Source organism: Pelosinus baikalensis, assembly GCF_020819555.1.
In the GTDB taxonomy this organism is placed as follows: Bacteria; Bacillota; Negativicutes; order DSM-13327; family DSM-13327; genus Pelosinus; species Pelosinus baikalensis.
Map to the genome: position 1 here is coordinate 91,324 of NZ_JAJHJB010000004.1, position 22,422 is coordinate 113,745.

Here is a 22,422-nt window from a genome sequence, read left to right on the forward strand (position 1 = left end):
TATAAAAAAAAACATAAGATTCTGTCAGCTAGCCGACATTTTTATTTCCGTCTCTCTGCTAGTGTATAGATAAGTAGACTAAAGAACCGGGTGGATGTTTTTCTCCAGCTGGTTTAAAGTTGAACTTATTTTAGGATAAATTTGAGGGGGAGGATTTACAATGCCTAAGACTCAGGATCACACTCATACGCAGAGGATCTCTTTGGATCATGACTTTGAAGTTCTTTACGAGAAGGCTTGTGAAGCAGGTATTGACACAGCATTTTCTCGGGCAAAACAAACCCCTGTTCCTTGTCCTTTTGGGTCTGCAGGAGTTTGCTGTAGACACTGTTTGGAAGGTCCATGCCGTATAGGATTAAATGGCAAAGGACCCCAGGAAGGCATATGTGGAGCGAATGGAGATACGATTGTTGCTCGCAACTTATTAACGATGATGATCGAAGGTGCGGCAGGACACGCCGAGCATGGCAGAGAGACTGCCTTGGCATTATTAGAAGCCTCAGAGGGGCATTCTGATTATCAGATTAAAGGTGTGGAAAAGTTATATCAGGTAGCTGCTGGTCTGGGAATTGAAACGAATGGCAAAGCAGTGGAGGATATTGGAAAGCAAGTGGCTCTCAAGGCATTAGAAGACTTTCAGAAACAAGCAGGGGCGATGAATTGGCTAACGCTTCACGCCCAGCAGCAATCAATCGATAAGTGGGATGAGCTTGGTATAACCCCTGTTAACATTCATTTAGAGATTTCCAAAGCTGTTACCCGAACATCAATGGGATGCGATGCTGATCCGATAAACCTTCTTTTGGGCTGCTTGACCATGGGATTGGTAGATGGCTTTGGCGGTCTGCATTTGTCTTCGGATTTACAAGACATTCTTTTTGGTGTACCTAAATTGGTCAAATCCAATTTTAGACTCGGCGTAATAAAAAAAGAAATGGTTAATATTGCAGTACATGGTCATGTTCCTTTATTGTCGGAGAAAATTGTAGAATGGTCTCGAAAATTATCGGAAGAAGCAAAAGCTGCTGGAGCCGCAGGCATTAATGTTGTGGGGATTTGCTGTTCCGGTAATGAAATGCTCATGCGTCATGGCATACCTGCAGCTTCTAGTTTTTCATCTCAGGAACTGGTCATTGTAACGGGTATGCTCGAAGCAATGATCGTAGACGTGCAGTGCATTATGCCTGGCATTCAAAAAGTAGCGGAATGTTATCACACCGAGATTATTACAACTCTGCCTTATGTTAAGATTGCAGGATCTACCCATGTTAATTTCCACACGGATAAGGCGGATAAAGCGGCTCAGGATATTGTTCGCAAAGCAATTGCCAACTTCCCCAAAAGAGATCATCAGAAAATTACCAGCTTTACCGGCACTGTAGAAGCATATGCGGGTTTTTCCAACGAACAAATCATAGAAGCGCTAAGTGCGTTAAATAAAGAAGATCCCCTTAAGCCCTTGCTTGATGCAATAACCAGCGGAGCCATTCGGGGTGTTGCAGCCATCGTTGGTTGTACAAATGTCCGTGAATTTCAAGACTGGGGAAATGTTACTGTTGCCAAAGAGTTGCTCAAGAATAATGTTCTAGTCGTTGCTACAGGTTGTTCGGCTCATTCTTTAGCAAAACATAACTTGATGAACATGCAAGGCTTGGAATACTGTGGTGAATCCTTGCGGGGTGTCTTAAAGGCGATTGGGCAAGCTGCTGGGCTTGAATCTCTGCCGCCGACTCTTCATATGGGAAGCTGTGTGGATAATTCCCGTCCTGCCGATCTGTTGACGGCTGTGGCAAATCGATTAGGTGTGGAAGTTAAGGATTTGCCTGCAGTTGGATCTTGCCCGGAAACCCATAGCCCGAAAGCATTGGTCATTGGTACGTACTTTTTAGCCAATGGGGTGGATGTTCACGTTGGTGTGAATCCTCAAGTATCCGGTTCTCAGTTTGTTACAGATGTACTATGCAATGGTGCGAAAGATGACGGTTTGAATTTAGAAAAGCTTTTTGGCGGTAAATTGATCTATGAAAAAGATCCGGTGAAGGCAGCAGCTATTTTGTTAAGACGAATTGAAGAAAAGCGCCTGGCGCTGGGGCTCAGTTCAAAATTGGAGTCAGCAATATGAAAGAAAAAGGGATAAAGATTGCCATATCCGGTAAGGGCGGTGTGGGTAAAACAACGCTGGCATCACTGCTGTGCCATATTTTATCCCGAAAGAAAAGTAAGGTGCTTGCCGTTGATGCAGATCCTGATGCCAATCTTGGTATGGCACTGGGATTCAGCTCAGGGCTTCTTGCTCAAGCAACAACCATTGCCCAGGATGAGAAGCTGATTGAAGAACGTACTGGAGCAGTTCCCGGAGAATTCGGTGGCTGGTTTGCACTAAACCCCTTTGTAGAAGATATACCGGAGAAATATGTAGTAAAACAAGGGAATATCAGTCTATTGCAGATGGGGGCTAAATCCACAGGTGGTACAGGATGTGCATGTCCCCAAAGTATATTGCTGAAATCTCTCTTAAACCATTTGGTAGTAGAGCGGGATGAAGCAGTTATTGTTGATATGGAAGCAGGTTTAGAGCATTTAGGGCGGGGTACTGCCGAAGGTGTAGATGCCTTTATTATTGTAGTGGAGCCTGGGCAGCGCAGCTTTGCTACCGCACGTGCCGTTGCCAAAATGGCCAGAGATTTAAGTGTTCAAAACGTGTATGTTGTTGTGAGTAAGCTTCACGGAGTCAATGCATCCTCTATCAAAGATGAACTGCAGAATTTAAACGTAATTGGTTTTCTGCCCTATAAAGTAGAGGCGGTTTTTGCCGATCTGCAAGGAAAGACGATCTTTGATTTGTGTCCCGACCTGGTAGAAGAAGCCGCTGCTATTTTAGATCGAATTGATAAAGAACTGGCAGAAGTTGATTAAAAAAACCAAGTGTAAATAAGTAGATAGGAAGAAGCCAGGAGTATCAATTGACAATACTCCTGGCTTCTTCCTATTTACAGTATAGATTTTATGAACTATAAAGGTATAAGACAGCTGATACGGCATACAAGATATAAATAGACCCCTTTGTGTCCTTCGCGTCTTTGCGGTTCAAAATCGTTTTATTTTACCCTATCTGTATTTTCTCTGTGTTCTCTGCGCCTCTGTTTTTCTGTTTTAAAAGATAACTATTCTATGTTATTATGGATGAAGAAGAATTATTATATGGAAAACGGAGGATCATGAAGTGAAAAAAATCATTGTATTCCTACTTATATGTGCTATGACGGTTGTTCTCGGAGCTTGCGCTAACAGTAAAAAAGAAGGCGCTGATTCAAAGTCGGGACAACTGCAGAATATTACCATTGGGCTTATGCCTGATGTGGATTCCATTCCCTTCATCATTGCCCAGGAAAAGGGATATTTTAAAGAAGAAGGAGTAACGGTAATACTCAAACCATTTCGAAGTGCTGTAGACCGGGATAGTGCCTTGCAAAGCGGCAATTTAGACGGAGCGATTTCGGATATGCTGGCAGAAGCCTTTGCTAAGGAAGGTGGATTTGATACCGTGATTACCTCTTTGACAAGCGGCAGTTATAAGCTGGTCATTAACAAAGATGAAAAGATTACATCCATTAAAGAGCTGAAAGGCAAGGATGTCGCTATATCAAAAAATACAATTATTGAATATGTAACGGATAAGATTATGGCAGAAGGGGGACTTGCTCCAGAGGACATTCATAAAGTTGTGATCCCTCAAATTCCCACAAGGCTGGAAATGCTGCAAAGCGGCAAGGTGGCTGCTGCCACTCTGCCGGAGCCCATGGCAAGTATTGCTGTGCGCAATGGTGGCAAGTTACTAAATAGTTCAGATCAACTGGGCATCAATCCTGGAGTTCTGATTTTTACTACTAAGGCAGTGAATGAAAAAGATAAGGAACTTCAAGGGATGTATCGAGCTTACAATAAAGCCATAGAGTATCTAGCCAAGGAGCCTATGGACAATTATATTGACCTGTTAATCGAAAAAGGCGGTTTTCCTGAAAGTGTGAAAGGTGCGCTGGTCCTGCCTCAATATAAGAAAGCTGTGGCACCAGGGGTAGCCGATGTTGAAGATTGTGTGACATGGCTTCAAGCTAGACAATTGATCCAAAAGGTCTATCCCTACAAAGAATTGGTTGATGATCGGTTTGTAAGGTAATGATTCAGATTAAGAACTTAAACGTTACCTATGAAGCCATGGGAGAGGGATACGTTGCTCTTGAAAATATTAATCTGGAGCTTGGGGCAGGAGAAACCTGCGCTATTATTGGACCTTCTGGCTGCGGCAAGTCCACGCTTTTAAAAGTATTGGCAGGGATTATCAGAAAATATGAAGGTGTAGTAGAAATAAATGGACAGCCTATTATGCCGATGAAGCAGAAAATTGGCTTTATTCCCCAAAACTATGGACTGCTGCCTTGGAAGAATGTATATGAAAATATCCGGTTGAGTGCCAAAATTAAAAATAAAAAAGAGAGCGACCATTCTAAAGAATTGGATTTTTTTATTCAGCAGTTAGGACTTGCAGGCTTGGAAGGCAGGTATCCTGGAGAATTAAGTGGAGGGCAGCAGCAGCGGGTTGCTTTGGCTCGCTCCTTTTTGCTAAAGCCGGATTTGCTATTAATGGATGAGCCCTTTTCTGCTTTAGATGCGATGACGCGAGAAGAAATACAAAATGTTTTCTTGGATGTTTGGCGCAAATATTCCGTTTCCACCATTCTTGTCACTCACTATGTAGAAGAAGCCTTGTATTTAGGACAAAAGATTGTAATTTTATCTGGTATTCCCGGTACGATCAGTAAAATAATTGATAATCCTCTCTTCGGCATAGACGATATTCGAAACCATCAAGATTTTTTTCAACTCAGCCTTACACTGCGCAAAATGATAAAAGAGGATTGGTCAAAATGATAGAACAGCGAAGGGGAGTTTGGTATCTTTACGGCATACTGATTTTTTTCACTTTATGGTATATGGCTGCCAGCTTAGTAAATCTGCCAATTATCCCAACGCCTTGGATTGTGATGAAGAATTTACTGGGAATTTTTATTCCCAAAATTCTAATTCACGGTTCCTATAGTTTATGGCGTATTGTGGCGGGTGTTATTTTAGCTGTGATTGTCGGGGTTCCTGTAGGTCTATGCATGGGTTATTTTCCAAAATGGGACAGGGCCTTGTCGCCCATTGTCTATTTAACCTATCCCATACCTAAAATTGCATTATTACCGATTATGATGCTGTTATTGGGATTAGGAGAAGTATCAAAAATCCTTATGATTTTTTTAATCATTGTTTTTCAGGTCATTATAGCCGTTCGAGATGGAGTCAAAAGTATACCGAAGGAAACATATTATCCTTTATATTCATTAGGGGCTACATTTAGTAATATTTTCCGGGAAATTCTCATACCTGCTTCCATGCCTAAATTTTTGACATCGATACGAGTGGCTATGGCAACGGCAATTTCCGTGCTATTTTTTACAGAAACATTTGGCACTGAGTATGGGATGGGATATTTCATTATGGATGCCTGGATGCGGGTAAATTATTTGGAAATGTATTCAGGTATCGTGGTGCTAAGCTGCATGGGGCTGGTTTTATTCGGTGTGATTGATTATTTGGATCGAAAAATATGCCACTGGCAGTATAAATAAAGTAGAATGTAGCGTACATCATAAAGTCCCAGTAAATATTCTTATGGAAGAGAATTTACTGGGACTTATGATGGTTTATTCTCGAAAAAGAACTATAGCCGTAGACAAGCAAAGGATGAGCATAACTATAAGCGCAGGTTAAGTACAAGGTTGAAGCGTTAGTTATGCTCATCCTTTGCTGTCCTAATGAGAAGGCAGCTACTGCTGTCAGAGCCTTTTTTTTGATTCCAGATACAAAACTTTTATAAATTTTTTAATATTGATATGAGAATTGGAGATGGAAGGTTTCATATTATTTTGTAAGTTGAGCATCATTTTTCGGACTTCAACAAAATCATAGAACTTTGGTGCATATTCTTCAAATTTTGGATTGGCGTAATCTGTAACGCCGATGGAAGATAGATGATGCAGTCCTTGAAAGATAGCGCGGCGCACTCGCTGCTCTAATGCCTTTGTTTCTTTTTTTATATCATTCGGGTCAGATAAGCCCAGCTTCTTCATTGCTACATTCATAAAGATATCTTTTAAAGACGGAAATTCCAGCTCTAATGGTTGATGATTCTCATAGCTTTTTAGATAGTCCAGCATGCCTAACAAGTCGTTGCAGCCATTTTCTCCGATCATTCCCAATTCAGCGAGCAGGTTTTGTCCCGATACTACAATGGAATGTTTACTTACTGCAGCAGTTCCAGATGCAGAGGGGCCTTTTTCTGTATTGAGCACATTCAAGTTTTTCTCAATATTATTGATCACATTCTGCAGCCTTACATGTTCCATTACATTTTGAATAATGCCGAGAACTTCCAGGCGATTAATAGGTTTGGTAATGTAATAGTTTACTCCTAGTAAATAGGCATTGCCGATCATCTCTTTATTATCTATTTGGGAGAGCATGATAATTTTGCCGCCAAATCCGGATTTTATTGCACGAACCGTTTCAATTCCATCTCGCACAGGCATAAGTAGATCAATTATGAGAATATCAACAGCTTTCACGTTTAACAGATGATCATCAATGGCAGCGCCATTTGCCGCTTCTCCTACTACAATTCCAAGGTCATAATCTTCAATGATTTCTGACAACATAGAACGGATTGCCTCATCATCATCAACAATAAAAAAACGCATGATATTATCCTTCCCTTATTAAATGTTGTGGTGGTAACGTTATGGTGAAAATGGTCTCATTGCTAGGAGAATTTTCTTCGAGTGTAAGACTGCCGTTTAGACTATTGGCTAAATCTTTAATATATGGCAGGCCCATACCTGTAGACGGATTGCCTGATACATCAAACTTAGTAGTGTAGCCAGGTTTGAAAATCAGATTTCTTTTTTTGAGGGGAATTCCTGGCCCCGTATCGGCTACCTGGAAGGCGATGTATTGCTCCTTGCGATAAAAAAAGATTCTGATACAGCCAGAATCTTGAATGGATTCTACGGCATTGGATACCAGATTATTGACGAGAGATAAAACTGTATACACGTGCAATGGTGGCAGTGTTTTTTCAACCTGCAGGTCAAAGGCTATATTCTTGCCCAAGGAGCGGGCATATTTTTGATGGGATTGTACGATAATTTCTGCTAATTCCGAGGCGGTCATATAGTCATGCAATTCACCGTCTGAGATTAACTGGGTAAGACTGGCATAGATTCTTTGGTTATCTTTTTTTATTTCATGTACTTGTCCGGCTATTTCCAGTATGTTCTGCGCAAGTTGGTTTTTAGTAAGCAAAAAATGATCATCATTTACATCTTTATATAATTTATAACAGTCTCGCGTAATATTTTCTGCATTTTGCAGAGACTTTGTAAGTTGAATGGCTTCTTCATATAAACTGGAGATTAATAGTAATATGTGCTTGTTCTGTTCTTTTTGCTGTTCAGCGGCAAATTCCGCGTGGCGTAAGTTTGTGATAAAAAAGAAGCTAAGAACAAAAAAGCTGCGTATAACGGCAGCAATTAAAAGCTTACTAATAATCGAAAATGTAAGTATAAAGGCTGCACTGGAATAGGTAAGGGGGAGTAAGAGTTCTATCATACTAGCGGTAATTTCTGCTAGTATGGACAACAGTCCAATACGTAAGGGGCTGCTATATAAATCATTGGCTTTTGCCAAATAAAAGATCCCTGCATAAATCACATAATAAAGAAATGCTGGCAGGTGAAATAAAAAACTAGAAGTCCAAGATCCATCCCCCGTACTCCAGTCTAAGAGCATGCGAAAGACTAAAACGGACAAACCAGAAAGTAAGCCTGACAGCATAAATGAGGTGCTGCGCAGCCATAATAGAAAAAATAAAAATGCTGGTGAGCCAAAACTAACACGGAAAGAGTGAAATTCCCCTTCAAAAGGATAAAATTTTAATTCGCCGGCTAAGGGAACAATGAACATCATTAGCAAAATCGCAATATAGTGTTTCTTCATTTTCAGGTACACTTCCTTGGACGGGAATCTTGGGAATGCTGTTGGTACTCTTTACAGAATAACAGAAAATATAACTGTCTTCCAGGCATTCTTTTTAAAGTTTTCAGTAGCTTTCTAGTATTATGTTGGATTTTATAGGCTGCGTGATACAGTAAAATCAGAAAATTGTATTACATTAGACTTTTCCATCATACCAGAGAAAATAGAAAGGACGATGAAAAAATGAAGAAAATTAAATTTGGATTAGGTATGCAGATTCTGATTGGTCTTGTATTAGGCGTTGCAGTCGGTGCTGCTTACTATGGTGATCCAACGATTGAAGGGTATCTCAAACCCTTAGGTGACATGTTTATTAGGCTGATTAAAATGATTGTGGTACCCATCGTGGTTTCCTCCCTGATTGTTGGGATTGCGGGTGTTGGTGATGCCAAGAAGCTTGGGAAAATAGGCGGTAAAACTATTCTTTTTTTCGAAATTGTCACAACGATAGCTATTGTTATGGGACTTATCATTGCCAACGTAGTAAAACCCGGAATTGGCATTGAAAACAGTGGTACTCTTGCTAAAACGAATATTGCCAATTATGTGAATACTGCGGAAAGTATGAGTCAGCATAGTTTTGCTGATACCTTTGTTAATATTGTTCCTACGAATGTGTTTGATGTACTGGCTAAGGGTGATTTACTTGCTATCATATTTTTCTCCGTTATGTTTGGGCTAGGAGTAGCAGCGATTGGAGAAAAAGGAAAACCTGTTCTTAAGCTTTGCGAAGGAATTGCAGAAACCATGTTTTGGGTGACGAACCAAATCATGAAATTTGCACCTTTTGGTGTGTTTGCCTTAATTGGTTCAACCGTTGCTAAATTTGGTCTTCAATCTTTGATTCCTCTGGGGAAACTGGTTATTACAGTTTATGGAGCGATGTTTGTATTTGTATTCGTGGTACTGGGTGGGATTGCCAAACTTTATGGTCTGAGCATCATGAATTTTATTAGGGTACTGAAGGATGAATTGATTCTTGCTTACACAACAGCAAGTTCAGAAGCCGTTCTGCCTAATATTATGTTGAAAATGGAAAAGATGGGCTGTCCCAAATCGATTACAACGTTTGTAATTCCTACAGGTTATTCATTTAATCTAACTGGTTCGACCCTTTATCAGGCAGTTGCTGCTATTTTCTTAGCCCAATTATATGGTATTGATTTGTCCATTCGCAGTCAAATTGACTTGATGCTGGTGCTTATGCTTACCTCTAAAGGTATAGCAGGTGTGCCAGGCGCATCCTTTGTTGTATTATTAGCAACCCTTGGTACCGTAGGAATACCAGCAGAAGGATTGGCCTTTATTGCAGGGGTTGATCGCTTTATGGACATGGCAAGAACGGTTGTCAATGTTATTGGCAATGCATTAGCTGCAGTAGTAATTTCTAAATTGGAACATCAATACGATACTAAAAAAGAAGAAGAAATACTTCGTAAAATTGCATAGGATTATTACTATACTTTTTTAAAAAATAGTCTGAGGCTTTGCAAATAAGCTTCAGGCTATTTTATTTACCATTATCAGTCATAAAATAAGAATTTAAAAGGAAATTACAAAGTTTATCACTTATAATGATTTAATAATTATAAGTGTGAGGGGAAGTGATAATCCCATGGTTAAGATAAAATACTTATGGATATCCCAAAAAAAGAAATGGCTGCATCACAATGTATCGATACTGCTCATCACGATCTTTTTGCTGACGGGGATAGTGGCTCCTGTTCATGGGCAAAGTGGTTTGCTAGAGATTACTACCAGAGAGCCTGGAACCGTTTATCTGGATAATACAAGAATCACCAAATATGTTAACAGTGGAATTCTGGATGGCTGGGTAAAAAAAGTAGTTACGGACAAAGAAAGAAAAGCAAAACTGGAAAGTATCAAAAAGGCATCGAAGAAGGAAAAGGCAAAAGCCAAGGAAATAAAGGAACTCTATAAAAAGATGTCTTATCAATACATACATATTCAATTTGATTCTAAAAATTTTAGATACAAAGCTCTAGAATCCTATTACTATGATAAAGATTCCCAGCTTATTTCTAGAGATGCAAACTCATCTGACTGGGTTGCAGTTCCTGTTGATTCAACAGAAGCACAAATTATGAGAAATATGACAGACTATATCCAAAATAATATTGAATATGTCACGATGAAGTAAAGCTAAAAAGTAGTGAGGTAAAGGCAGTAGATAGTTGGGAGGGAATTTTAGTTGAAAAAAATAATAATAACCTTTATATCTTTCCTTTTACTCAATATGAATAATGTATTTGCCACGCCGATCAATGATCTGGAAAGAGAAGATACGGCTGTTGGTGTCATTAGCGGCAGCAAGAATAGTATGTACTATATGGAAATGCAAACTACGGATAATCTGATTCTCGGTATTTCTTACCGTGACTTAAGAGATGACAAGAGTGCAACGGATTATTATGCCCAGATTAGAACGGATAATGAAACATTGAGAGTGATCGTTGGAAATCGAATTTCTGACTCTCATTCCAAAGGATATTTGGGTGGAGCCGTACAGAGCGAATTAGCTGATGATCTAGAAGGCTACGCTTCTTTAATTGCTGGAAACGGTTTGCAAGAATTACAGCTGGGTGCTAACTATCGATTGACGGATACCAGTGATCTAAATATCAATTTGTCCACTCTTTCTGGTAATAAATCCAGTATTGGCATAGGTGTTAGTTGTAAATTTTAATCGATCCAGGACTCCTAGTTCCTCATCTGCATTAAAAATCTGCTACTTTAGCAGTCTTTTTCCGTCCAGCCTTGTTGTCGTCGCCTTGCAGGTCGAAAAGATCCTCACTAAATTATCTATAGTTTTAACGCAAATGAGATACTATCGATTCTTAACTCCCACTTGCAGCAGGCGGAAGTTTTTTTATTTATCAGTATACAATAACGGACGTACCGCCGTGGACCCGGTCCGGATGTTTAAATATCCGCCCCCAAAAAAAAGACGGCCTCCGTTCCCAAATAGGTGAATGAAGGTCGTCTTTTTTGAGGCGCTTATTTCCTCAGCTATCTGTGAAGACTATGTTTTTCAGTGCCCTCCATCCTTGCAGGGTCTCTTTTTACTAGTAAAAGTATAATTTTCATCGATGGAAAAAGATGAATCTATGTTAAAATCAGAAAAGTAACGTCCAGGAATACAGGTTATTTCGCTATAGTATTGAAATAAATAATATAAATGAAAAGGATAAGGTGAGGGAATGAAGTGGAAATTGTAATCATCAGCTTACTTGCAGGATGTTTATTGGGGGCTAGTAATATAATTACGGAAAAATGGATTGGACATTTGGATAAAATCGTAATGGCAATTGTTTTTGTTTTATTAATTGCTGTTGGTATTGGAATTGGCAGCAATCGAGAGCTCATTGGAAACTTAACGTTGTTAGGCTACAAAGCAATGGTGATCTCAGGTTTAAGTACGATTGGCAGTGTGTTTGCGTTATGGTTTGTCGTTTTAAAAGTAGATTTTTTTCAACATCACAAAAAAGAGGAAGAGCAATTATGAAAATGATTAGCTGTATTGTGGCAGCGGTTTTAGCAGGCATTGCTCTTGGATGGATGCTGCCTTCTTTGATGAACCCCGAGGTGTTGGATCAGGTAATCACCTATGTATTGGCGGTCATGCTATTTGGTGTAGGGATCAGCATAGGATATAATCGCCGGGAGTTAGTAAAAATAAAAGCAGTCGGCTGGCGTATTATATTAGTACCCGTAGCGATTGCGGGAGGAAGTCTTTTGGGAGCTTCTATTGCCAGCATGTTTTTAGATATGTCCTTGAAAGAAGTGTTAGTTGTTGGGGCGGGATTTGGCTGGTATAGTTTGTCTAGTGTGCTCATTACTCAGCTTTATAGTGCTGAGTTGGGAGCTATTGCATTTTTGGCTAATGTTTTTCGTGAATTAATGGCATTTGTCTTAATTCCCTTTTTAGCCATTCATATTGGAAAGATTGTGGCGATCGCTCCCGGCGGTGCGACAACCATGGATTCTACCTTGCCGATTATTGCTAAAATGACGGATACACCCACGGCAATGATTGCCTTCGTAAGCGGTCTAATATTAACAACAATGGTACCATTTCTGATCCCCTTATTATTGGCGATTTATTAAAGTAAGTGTGTCTTTTTAAATAAAAAAGCTGGGGAAGCGCGGACCCAAAGATACCTTTAAATTGCTCTAGAGTGAGATGATTCTGGGGCTTTTTTTGTCCATTCAGTAAAAGAAAAAAGTCATGCAATAAATTGGCTGTTATTTCGTCATGTATAATAGTGGTACAATAGGAAAGAAGAGTCATATTATAAGTGAATCATAGAATTCTGGCTAGGTTGAGGGAATTCAGATGCTATGTATAACCAAGAAAAAGATGTAGTCGAGATCATTGTTAAAGTAAAAAAAGAAAATACGAAATGCAAGCCATGATGCAGCAAGAAACGAAAGAATGAGGAGTTAAAATGTCATATGGAATCATATTTATAAATTGTGCCTTTGTATTATATACAGTTGGAGTTTGGAGTGAAAAGATAAAAGGTAAATTAAAACGAGGACATTTATTCCTATTCTGGTTAGGAATTATTTGTGATGTTCTAGGAACATCAGCTATGGGGGAAATCGCTAAGGGGCATGTTGCTAGTGTCATACCCATAACCAGCGATTTTCACAGTTTGACTGGTATTATAGCGCTGCTATTGATGCTATTGCATACGTGCTGGGCTACGATTATTATCGTGACTCATAAGGAAAGCTGGATTCGAAAGTTTCATCGCTATAGCTTACTCGTTTGGCTGATTTGGTTATTGCCCTTTATTAGCGGAGCAATTGTCCATTTTCTATAAATAAACCGCTGGTCAGCGATCATACCAAAGAGCATAATTCTGGTATAGCCAAAAGGCTTGGAAAAGGACATTGAGAAGTTATTGAAATAACGCAGCATTAATAAAGATAACGTTATAGTGAAAAAGCCATGAACTGCGAAGGTTACGAAGAAATAGTCCATATTCGACTAGTCTTCGTAATCTTCGCATCTTCGCGGTTGAAAATGTTTTGTTTTTTATTCTAAGTTCTTAATTGTACTCTTGCAGGAAAATGTCTTTGAATGGTAAATAAAACATAAATAGCGATTGTGGATTACTTTTCCAAGAATCTATGATCATGAGAACAAGGGGAGGATATTATGGAAAAATCAAAGGTTTATTTCACAAATATGCGGGCAACTAGCAAGATGAACTTGCTGCAAAAGCTGGAGCGATTAGTAAAGAAAGCTGGAATTGAGCAAATTGATTTTACAGGTAAATTTAGTGCTATTAAAATACATTTTGGTGAGCCTGGCAATCTTGCATATCTTAGACCGAATTACTCTAAAGTGATTGCAGATGTAATCAAAAGTTTAGGTGGTAGGGTCTTTCTTACGGACTGTAATACCTTATACGTCGGAAGACGTAAAGATGCTCTTGAGCATTTAGATGCAGCATATGAAAATGGCTATAATCCCTTTACTACTGGCTGTCAGATTATTATAGGTGACGGTTTAAAAGGTACGGATGAGTCATATGTACCTGTGCCTGTTGGAGAATATGTGAAAGAAGCGAAAATTGGCCGTGCTGTAATGGATGCGGATATTATTATCAGCCTAAGTCACTTTAAGGGTCACGAGCTGACGGGGTTCGGCGGTGCGTTAAAGAATATCGGCATGGGCTGTGGTTCAAGGGCTGGCAAAATGGAAATGCACAGTGACGGTAAGCCAAACGTTCGTACAAAAAGTTGTGTAGGGTGCGGCGCCTGTGTGAAGATTTGCGCTCATAGCGCCATAAGCCTTATTGACAAGAAGGCTCAAATTGACCATGCAAAATGTGTTGGCTGTGGAAGATGTATTGGGGTTTGCCATTTTGATGCGATTGGCGCTGCCTGGGACGAATCCAATGATGTCCTTAATAAAAAAATGGCCGAATACACTTGGGCGGTTTTAAATGGCAGGCCGCATTTTCATATCAGTTTAGTCATTGATGTTTCCCCATTTTGCGACTGTCATGCTGAAAATGATGTAGCGATCATTCCTGATATTGGTATGTTTGCATCCTTTGATCCCGTGGCCCTTGATATGGCTTGTGCTGATAAAGCAAATGCGGCGCCTGCCATTGCGGACAGCTATCTGGCAGAGCAGCTAAAGAATAAAAATGGCTCGTCGAATGACCATGATCATTTTCAAACGGCTCATCCTGAAACCAATTGGATGTCCTGTCTTGATCATGCCGAAAAAATCGGTATTGGCACCAAACAGTATGAGCTTATTGAAGTTTAGGCATTAACGTTATAATCTATAGATTGCATACCCATTTAATAATACGTAAAGAAAAAGGACCTGTCTCAAAATACAAAAGTATGAGAGACAGGTTTGTTTTTTCGTAAAAAATCAAAAAACTACCCACGTTTTTATAATGTGCGTAGTTTCTTCCCATGTATATTGAATTGTTCTTTAGAACCAAATCTTCGAACACTTTACACCATGTTTTACCGTCTCCTGGGTTTGATTCCTTGCTCTAACAATTCCTTGTCTAATCTTGCATAGGTAATGTCTCTATATTCTTCGAATGAAATTTCGTGAACTATTTCAGTGACTTTTCCAACAAGCGAAAGATGATATATCGCATCTTCTTTTTGCTTCTTGACTATCACATATTCTTTCCCATCCAAATCTGTAATCAATTTAAGTGTAATGTCGGCGCTCTCTGTTTCCTCACCCATAATCGTGTCTTTCGTTGTTCTATAGGTTCTGTACATTTACACTATCCTCATTTTCCCAGGAATCGGGTGTTGTGCTTCGTAAATGGAATGAATATCTCTCCTTCGTTGTGGCGAGGAGGAGTCCCCGCCACGTGCTGGTGCGGTGCTTTTGCCCCAACTGCATACTTCTTTCTTACCTTGGATTGCTACCAATTTATATCCCCCCATCTTCATCCTGTAGGAGGTTTCTTCTATCCCCAGTTCAGGATAGAAGAAACCAGCATACAGTTTGTTTCAGGGGAAATTAAAAAAACGCATATGCGAGGTCTTTTCAACCTACACATGCGCTTTGCTTCGTCTTGACTACGCGCAGACGCTAAGCCTCTGCCAAAACTCACAATATTACTATTCCGAATAATGCATCCCTTGTTTTCAAGGAAAGATCACGGTATAATAAATTGTCGTCGTAGACAGCTAGCTGTTACGTGTAGGTGCTCGTACACCTGCTCGTGCCTGAGAGTGTTACCGCACTCTCAGGACACGGCGACTTTTTTAATTTCCACCTATTTCTAATTATATTATATTTTATGGAGATTGCAAGCTAAAATAGAGTGGAAAAAGTCCCTAAAATCCTAATTATCGAATTGAAAAAAACGTCAAAAATGCAACAATACTTTTTTCCCGCGTTGCTGTACAAACGTTATGCTGCAATAAAAAAACTTCATGTATAACCCTGAAAGCCTTGTATTTGTTGGGGTGCGGGAGAGGAGACTTGAGCTCCTACACCTTGCGAAGCCAGTTCCTAAGTCTTATTTTACGACTTTCAGGTATATCGTAAAACTCGGAAATAGAGGAAGAATCTTCCTCTATTTTCGTATACCCACTTTTAAACCAATTTTAGATCATGCGAAAAGGACCGCTCAAATCAGGATGAAAAATCCTTTTTAAGACGGCCCTTTTCTTTATGTATTTATTACAGTTTAAAGTGAACACCGCCAACGAAACCTTTCGAGATTACGTCACTTTTGGTGTCATCTTCAAATGTTAAATCTTTATATTTGGTGTCGTGATAACCAAGGTTAAAGTCAGTATCTTTGGCTATATGGTAGCTTATGCCGATTTCATAGCCCCCCAGGTGGTTGCCTGTACTGAGTACTCCATAGACTTTCGTTCTTGGAGCGATTGGCATATTCGCAGCAATACCTACTACAAGTCCATCTTTTTGAGATCCGCCAACTGCCTCAGTTTGTGAAATACCTCCAAACACAGAAACATTAGCAATGGTGTCAAATATATTACTTATTACATTTAGCTGCTGGGCTTTAATTTCATTGCTTCCATTAAGAGGCGACTTTGTTTTGAAATTATTATAGGTATATTGTCCGGCAAAACCAAATCCAACCCCTGCTGTTACGCTGTATCCTACATTGTATTTTCCGTCAGCTTTTCCACTGTCATTTGTCAGGTCCGGAGCACCTAAATTCATATCAATTGAGATTTCCCCCAAAGAATAGTTTGGTACAGGGCTGGCTGAGCAAAGAGCTGAAGTGGAAATGAATAATAAAAAGACCACATAAATGATTTTTTTCAAGATAAAACCTCCCTATTTTTGTGTAAAATGATCTTTTGTATAGTTGTTACAAGGCAACCCTATCTATATTTTCTCTGTGTCCTCCGATTAAAAAAGAAACACAAAGCAATTTTATATGGATTATAACAAAAGATTATTTTATTTGTATTTGAAGACTCGATATAAATCGCATATAGCTGCTTTTTGTCGTTTCATAAATAAGAATTGTGACAGAATCGACACATAAGTTACAACTGAATGTAATTTTAAGTTGGTATAATTTACAGATCTAAGATTCATTAGGAGGTAACATATGAGCATTCAACAGCGATGCTTTACAGCATTAATTCCCATGATCTTCATGCTGACTTTCAGTCAAGCTGCATTTGCAAACCCCATAGAGCTATCATTGGATGATAGCATTGCATTAGCCCTGCAGAATAATCATGATATAAAATATGCGCAGTCCTCGCGAGAAAAGTCTTATTGGGCTGTCGAAGAAGCTAAGAAGAATAAAGGCGTTTCTCTTGACTATAGTCACATAAGTGAAAGGTACAAGACAGCACCCACAGTTTTAACCCCCGCATACACCTATACTACTGAGTTTGATAATAGCTTATCTCTTAGCCTGCCGATTTACTCGGGCAATAAATTAGAGAATAAAATTGATCAGGCTAAACTGAGTCTTAAAGTTGCCGAAATGGATATTGACCTGGCAAAACAGCAACTCAAATTAGATGTGGTTACGGACTACTTTACGGTTTTAGAATATCGCAACGAAGTACAAGTGGATCAGGACACCGTGAATAACTATGTGGATCATCTGAATTTAGTGAAAATAAAATATGATTTAGGTCTTGTTGCTAAAACAGATGTACTGTCAAGCCAAGTTAATTTGGCAACGGCTCAAAATAGCCTAATTAAAGCGCAAAATAATTACAATAATGCGATGGCTGCACTCAATAATGCGATTGGCCTATCTCATGACACGGAGTTAAAATTAAAAGACAGCTTTCAATATGAAAAATATTCACAAACCCTTGAGGAATGCATCGAATATGCAAAAAAACACCGATTAGAACTAGCGCAATATGATGCAAATATTGCCAGCGCCCAATATGATGTTAAAATTGCCAAAAGTGGTTATCTGCCGACAGTTGATCTGGCGGCTACGGAGGATTGGAATGATACGCATCTTCCGGGGGCGAAAAATAATAATTGGACGCTGAAAATGACAGCCTCCTTCAATGTATTTGATTCCGGATTAACCCATTCCAAAGTGCAGCAAGCACAACATAATGTGGATATGGTGGAAGATAAGGCGAAGACCGAACGGGATTCTATCCTGCTGAGTGTTCGCCAGTATTATCTGAGCATGTATGAAGCTGAAAAGCGGATTGAGACAAGTAAAGTATCAGTAGACCAAGCGGAAGAAAGTCTTATGATCCAGAAAGTTCGTTATGATGTGGGAGTTGGTACCAATCTTGACCTTCTTGATGCAGTATTATCGTTAGATTCCGCTAAAAAAGACCATATTCAGGCTTTATATGACCATAACACCAATAAAGCAAAGTTAGAGCAGGCTATGGGGATTCCCGTCAAATAAATCATCAAATGTTGTTATAGGAGGAATCGTAAGTGAGCAGTAAATATTCAACTAGAACATATGCAGCGATCATGATTTCGGTAATCTTAGTAGGTGCTGTTATTGTACATTCAGGCTGGTTCTCAAAAACACAAACCACCCAAGCCCCACAAGCAGTAGAAGTAAAAGCAACGAAAGTCGTACAGCGTGATACTCCGATTCAGTATGAATTCGTAGGACAAGTAAAATCGAAAGATGAAATCAAAATTATGTCTAAAGTATCTGGCAACATTGTGGCTAAAATGGTCAATGGTGGAGATTTAGTTTATAAGGGACAGCCATTGTTTCAGATTGATGACAAGCAGTATCGATCAGCCATAAATTCTGCTAGGGCAACCCTCAACAAATCAAAAGTGACACTTCGTAATTCCCAAAAAGATGTGGAAAGATATCAGAAATTAGCAAGTGTAAACGGTATTGCCCAGCAAACAGTAGATGCGAATGTGTCGCAAGCCGAAGAAGATGCTGCTACCGTTGACGTGAATCAGGCCAATTTGCAGCAGGCTGAGGAGGATTCACAAGATACGTTAATCGTCTCGCCAGTTGATGGACGAATTGATGTGAACGATGTAAGCAACGGATATTATGTAGTAGCGGGGTCCACTACTATGGCTACCGTATCATCAATGGACCCTATTTGGGTGCAATTTAGTATGAGTGAGAATGAATACTTAAATTTTGCTCAGCTAGGGAATGGTACGCTGCCAAGTAATTTTAAGGACAATCTCAAACTTACCCTTAGTAATGGAGTAGAATATCCATTGATTGGTCATATTGAGCAAATTGATAAAGGAGTAAGTGATACTACGGGAACAATTACTCTAAAAGCAGCTTTTAGTAATCCGCAAAAACTTCTTTTGCCTGGGATGTTTGCCCGGGTATCAGCCCAAGGAGATGTTCGTAAGGGAGCGTTGCTAATTCCCCAGCGGGCAGTAAAAGAATTGCTGGAAAATACATTTGTTACTGTAGTGACAAAAGACTACAAAGCTGAAAGCCGTAGCGTGAAGATGGGAAATAAGGTCGGCAACATGTGGATCGTAGAAGAAGGACTTACTGTTGATGATTGTATTGTTGTAGAAGGAATCGACAAAGTTAAACAAGGAACAACATTAAAAGTAACCATGATAGAACCGGAGGATTTACAGACTCCGGCTAAGCAATAAGGGGGGAGATTTCAATGGCTAAATTCTTTATTGATCGCCCTATTTTTGCTATTGTTTTATCAATCATCATAACAATAATAGGCGTAACCGCTGCCTTCAGCCTGCCTGTGGCGCAGTATCCGCAAATTTCGCCGCCGACAGTAAGCATTAGCACAAGTTATCAAGGGGCAAATGCTGATGTTGTAGATCAAACGGTAGCACAGGTAATTGAACAGCAAGTAAATGGCGTAGAAGGTATGTCTTACATGTCTTCCACCAGTACAGATTCAGGTTCCTATTCGCTAACGGTTCAATTTGAATCTGGTAAAGACTCTGACACGGCAGCCGTGCAGACGCAAAATCGTGTATCAGAGGCAAACGCATCATTACCAAGTTCTGTTCAGACAACAGGCATTACAACTCGAAAAGCATCCCAAGATATGTCCATGATTTTTAATCTCTATTCTCCAGATGACACTTATGATGTGAATTTCTTGAAGAATTATGGAAGTATTTACTTTCTTGATGATATTAAACGGGTCAAAGGTGTCGGTGATGTGTCGGCATTTGGTTCCGATTACAGTATGAGAATATGGCTGCAGCCTGAAAAAATGGCGGAGCTGGCGATTTCGACAAGTGAAGTGACGTCGGCTATTGAAAAGCAAAATGTGCAGGCTGCTGCTGGTTCTCTTGGCAAAATGCCGGTAGCATCCGACCAGGAGTTCCAGTATACGGCCCGCGTAAAGGGACGTCTTAGTACTGCTAAAGAGTTTGAAAATATTATTATTCGTTCCAATTCCGATGGCTCAGCGGTTCATATCAAAGATGTAGCTAGAGTTGAGTTCGGCAGCAAAGAGTACACGTATGACAGTCTGATTAATGGGCATCACAGTGCCGGGTTTGCTATTCAGCTAACCAGTGATGCAAACGCTTTAGAGACAATCGGCAATGTAAAAAAAGTTTTGGAAGAAGCGTCAAAAAATTTCCCTGTGGGGATGCAATACAAAATAGTTGTTGATAATACCAATTTTGTACGGCAATCAATGATAGAGGTTGGGAAAACCTTTGCCGAAGCATTGCTGCTGGTAGTCATTGTTGTATTCCTCTTTTTACAAAGCTGGCGTGCCACATTGATTCCTACCTTGGCAATTCCCGTATCCTTGCTGGGAACATTCGGCGCTTTTAGTGCCTTAGGATTTACGATCAATACATTGACCTTATTTGCCATGGTGCTTGCCATCGGGCTTGTAGTGGATGATGCGATTGTTGTAATTGAGGCAGTTGAGCATCATATGCGTTATTCAGGACTGACCCCTTTAGAAGCTACGAGACGGGCGATGAGTGAAGTTTCCGGCCCAGTAGTTGCTATAGCCTTTGTCTTAGCATCTGTATTTATTCCAGTTGCCTTTTTTGGCGGAATGATGGGGATTTTATACAAACAGTTTGCTATAACCATTGCAGTATCCATGGCTCTATCTGCTGTTGTTGCGTTGTCCCTTACACCGGCACTTTGCGTGCTGCTATTGAAACCATATGATCCCAATAGTCACAAGGGGATTGTTGGCAGATTTTTTGATGAATTTAATGACTGCTTTGATAGGGTGATTGAAAAATATGGAGCGGGCTTAACAAAAATCATTGCTAAGGCACGTTTGTGTATGGTTCTGCTGTTGGTTGTATTTATTTTGATTGGTGTATTGTATAAGCTGGTTCCCACATCTTTTGTACCTGATGAGGATCAGGGATTCTATATGACCTCTCTTACTTTGCCAGAGGCATCCAGCTTAAATCGTACGATTAGTGCAATGAAAGGTTTAACCCAAACCGTGTCCTCTCAAGGAGGAGTTGTAAACGTGATGTCCTTATCTGGAATGGACATGTTAGGTGGAGGAACCAAGCCAAATGCAGGTGCGATGTTTATTTCATTGGCTCCGTGGGAAGAAAGAAAAGATGCGCAATTACAAGTGAAAGCGGAAATTGCACAAACCTTTATGAGTGGAGCTCAATTACCAGAAGGAACTGTAATTTCGTTTGCTCCTCCTGCTCTTCCAGGACTTGGGATGGTGGGCGGATATAGTTTAATGCTGGAAGATCGAAGTGGAGGCTCATTGGATGATTTAGACAGCATATCACAGAAATTTATTGCTGCAGCACAGCAGCGCCCTGAAATTGGGTCAATTGCTTCCAATTTCAAAGCCAATACACCGGGATATGAATTTGAAGTAGACCGGGCGAAAGCTGAGAAATTGGGTGTAGACGTTGACGATGTATTTACGACCTTACAAGTATTTCTCGGTGGATCACAGGTAAATGATTTTAATAAGTTTGGACGTACTTACAAAGTCACCGTACAGGCAGACTCCGCATTTCGCAGTGATATTAATGCCATGAGATATCTGTTTGTAAAAAGTTCAAATGACACAATGGTACCGTTAAATACCTTAGTAAAACCCAAGAAAGTAAGTGCTCCTTCGGTCATTACAAGATACAACGGTGTTAAGTCTGTTAAAATCAGCGGCAGTCAGGCGGTAGGATACAGTTCCGGCCAGGCAATGACAGCTTTAGAAGAAGTGGCTGCTGAGGTATTACCTGATGGCTATACCTATGAATGGTCAGGTCAAAGTCGGGAGGAAAAGCTTTCTGGTGATCGGGCCCCCATCGTATTTGGCATGGCAATGGTATTTGCGTTTTTGTGCTTAGCTGCACTTTACGAAAGCTGGAGTGTTCCCTTTGCAGTACTGCTTACCGTTCCTGTAGGAATCTTTGGGGCGTTTCTATTTCAGTATGCGCGTAATTTAGAAAATAGCGTGTATATGCAGATCGGTCTAGTGATGCTCATTGGTTTGGCTGCAAAGAATGCAATATTAATTGTTGAATTTGCTAAAGTCAGGGTTGATAAAGGCATGGACCCTGTACAGGCTGCCATAGAATCAGCCAAGATCCGTCTGCGTCCGATTCTGATGACGTCCTTAGCGTTTATTATTGGCTGCTTTCCCTTGGCAATTGCTACTGGTGCTGGTGCTGGCGCTAGAAATTCTATGGGGACGGCAGTTGTTGGCGGTATGTTTACCGCTACAACTCTTGGGATTTTTTTAATCCCTGTTCTGTTTGTAGTGATAGAAAAAATTGCATTGGGGAAGAAGGCATAAAACCAGGAAAAATGATGGCTCGTGTAGAAGCATAATGTATTGCCA

19 protein-coding genes are annotated in these 22,422 nt (G+C 40.0%); 15 read left to right on the forward strand and 4 right to left on the reverse strand.

Annotated elements, in window-relative coordinates; genetic code table 11:
* Positions 1 to 160 precede the first annotated feature (160 nt).
* The 5 genes from cooS (at position 161) to LMF89_RS04675 (ending at position 5,672) form a co-directional block, all read left to right on the forward strand.
* Positions 161 to 2,122, forward strand: coding sequence for an anaerobic carbon-monoxide dehydrogenase catalytic subunit (gene cooS / locus LMF89_RS04655; protein WP_229534094.1), 1,962 nt, complete (start codon positions 161 to 163; stop codon positions 2,120 to 2,122).
* Positions 2,119 to 2,916, forward strand: coding sequence for an ATP-binding protein (locus LMF89_RS04660; RefSeq protein ID WP_229534095.1), 798 nt, complete (start codon positions 2,119 to 2,121; stop codon positions 2,914 to 2,916). The genes cooS and LMF89_RS04660 overlap by 4 nt, the downstream gene beginning before the upstream one ends.
* 307 nt (positions 2,917 to 3,223) lie before the next feature.
* Positions 3,224 to 4,177 carry an ABC transporter substrate-binding protein gene (locus tag LMF89_RS04665; protein ID WP_229534096.1) on the forward strand — a complete coding sequence of 318 codons (954 nt, stop codon included), beginning with the start codon at positions 3,224 to 3,226 and terminating at the stop codon, positions 4,175 to 4,177.
* A complete protein-coding gene (locus LMF89_RS04670) occupies positions 4,177 to 4,929 on the forward strand; it encodes an ABC transporter ATP-binding protein (protein WP_229534097.1) in 753 nt (250 codons plus the stop codon). Before LMF89_RS04665 ends, LMF89_RS04670 begins: the two co-directional genes overlap by 1 nt.
* Entirely contained in the window at positions 4,926 to 5,672 is a 747-nt protein-coding gene (locus tag LMF89_RS04675; protein WP_229534098.1) for an ABC transporter permease, read from the forward strand. The genes LMF89_RS04670 and LMF89_RS04675 overlap by 4 nt, the downstream gene beginning before the upstream one ends.
* A 207-nt stretch (positions 5,673 to 5,879) precedes the next feature.
* On the opposite strand, the gene LMF89_RS04680 is transcribed toward LMF89_RS04675, so the two are convergent.
* A complete protein-coding gene (locus tag LMF89_RS04680; RefSeq protein WP_229534099.1) occupies positions 5,880 to 6,800 on the reverse strand; it encodes a response regulator in 921 nt (306 codons plus the stop codon).
* A gap of 4 nt (positions 6,801 to 6,804) precedes the next feature.
* Positions 6,805 to 8,097 (reverse strand): sensor histidine kinase, encoded by a 1,293-nt coding sequence (locus tag LMF89_RS04685; RefSeq protein WP_229534100.1) that lies wholly within the window; start codon positions 8,095 to 8,097, stop codon positions 6,805 to 6,807.
* A gap of 222 nt (positions 8,098 to 8,319) precedes the next feature.
* Between LMF89_RS04685 and LMF89_RS04690 the strand changes: the two genes are divergently transcribed.
* From LMF89_RS04690 to LMF89_RS04720, 7 genes are all read left to right on the forward strand, one after another.
* The gene (locus LMF89_RS04690; RefSeq protein WP_229534101.1) at positions 8,320 to 9,585 is read left to right on the forward strand and encodes a cation:dicarboxylate symporter family transporter; all 1,266 of its coding nucleotides are present in this window, start codon (positions 8,320 to 8,322) and stop codon (positions 9,583 to 9,585) included.
* A 166-nt stretch (positions 9,586 to 9,751) separates the two neighbouring features.
* Positions 9,752 to 10,297 carry a hypothetical protein gene (locus tag LMF89_RS04695; protein WP_229534102.1) on the forward strand — a complete coding sequence of 182 codons (546 nt, stop codon included), beginning with the start codon at positions 9,752 to 9,754 and terminating at the stop codon, positions 10,295 to 10,297.
* Between the two features lie 51 nt (positions 10,298 to 10,348).
* Positions 10,349 to 10,843: a hypothetical protein gene (locus tag LMF89_RS04700; protein WP_229534103.1), complete on the forward strand. Its 495-nt coding sequence runs from the start codon at positions 10,349 to 10,351 to the stop codon at positions 10,841 to 10,843.
* 519 nt (positions 10,844 to 11,362) lie between these two features.
* Entirely contained in the window at positions 11,363 to 11,662 is a 300-nt protein-coding gene (locus LMF89_RS04705; protein ID WP_229534104.1) for a LysO family transporter, read from the forward strand.
* Entirely contained in the window at positions 11,659 to 12,264 is a 606-nt protein-coding gene (locus tag LMF89_RS04710; protein ID WP_007960877.1) for a LysO family transporter, read from the forward strand. The genes LMF89_RS04705 and LMF89_RS04710 overlap by 4 nt, the downstream gene beginning before the upstream one ends.
* 341 nt (positions 12,265 to 12,605) lie before the next feature.
* The gene (locus tag LMF89_RS04715; protein ID WP_229534105.1) at positions 12,606 to 12,986 is read left to right on the forward strand and encodes an HsmA family protein; all 381 of its coding nucleotides are present in this window, start codon (positions 12,606 to 12,608) and stop codon (positions 12,984 to 12,986) included.
* Between the two features lie 338 nt (positions 12,987 to 13,324).
* Entirely contained in the window at positions 13,325 to 14,449 is a 1,125-nt protein-coding gene (locus tag LMF89_RS04720; RefSeq protein WP_229534106.1) for a DUF362 domain-containing protein, read from the forward strand.
* Positions 14,450 to 14,658: 209 nt separating this feature from the next.
* On the opposite strand, the gene LMF89_RS04725 is transcribed toward LMF89_RS04720, so the two are convergent.
* Both LMF89_RS04725 and LMF89_RS04730 read right to left on the reverse strand, forming a co-directional pair.
* The gene (locus tag LMF89_RS04725; protein ID WP_007960874.1) at positions 14,659 to 14,928 is read right to left on the reverse strand and encodes a hypothetical protein; all 270 of its coding nucleotides are present in this window, start codon (positions 14,926 to 14,928) and stop codon (positions 14,659 to 14,661) included.
* A gap of 916 nt (positions 14,929 to 15,844) precedes the next feature.
* A complete protein-coding gene (locus LMF89_RS04730) occupies positions 15,845 to 16,462 on the reverse strand; it encodes an outer membrane beta-barrel protein (RefSeq protein ID WP_229534107.1) in 618 nt (205 codons plus the stop codon).
* A gap of 292 nt (positions 16,463 to 16,754) precedes the next feature.
* Between LMF89_RS04730 and LMF89_RS04735 the strand changes: the two genes are divergently transcribed.
* Genes LMF89_RS04735 through LMF89_RS04745 form a run of 3 tightly spaced genes read left to right on the forward strand, consistent with a single transcriptional unit; the run spans position 16,755 to position 22,377 of the window.
* Complete coding sequence (locus LMF89_RS04735) at positions 16,755 to 18,047, forward strand: TolC family protein (protein WP_229534108.1); 1,293 nt, start codon at positions 16,755 to 16,757, stop codon at positions 18,045 to 18,047.
* Positions 18,048 to 18,079: 32 nt separating this feature from the next.
* Positions 18,080 to 19,249: an efflux RND transporter periplasmic adaptor subunit gene (locus LMF89_RS04740; protein ID WP_229534109.1), complete on the forward strand. Its 1,170-nt coding sequence runs from the start codon at positions 18,080 to 18,082 to the stop codon at positions 19,247 to 19,249.
* Between the two features lie 14 nt (positions 19,250 to 19,263).
* Positions 19,264 to 22,377: an efflux RND transporter permease subunit gene (locus LMF89_RS04745; RefSeq protein WP_229534110.1), complete on the forward strand. Its 3,114-nt coding sequence runs from the start codon at positions 19,264 to 19,266 to the stop codon at positions 22,375 to 22,377.
* Positions 22,378 to 22,422: the final 45 nt, after the last annotated feature.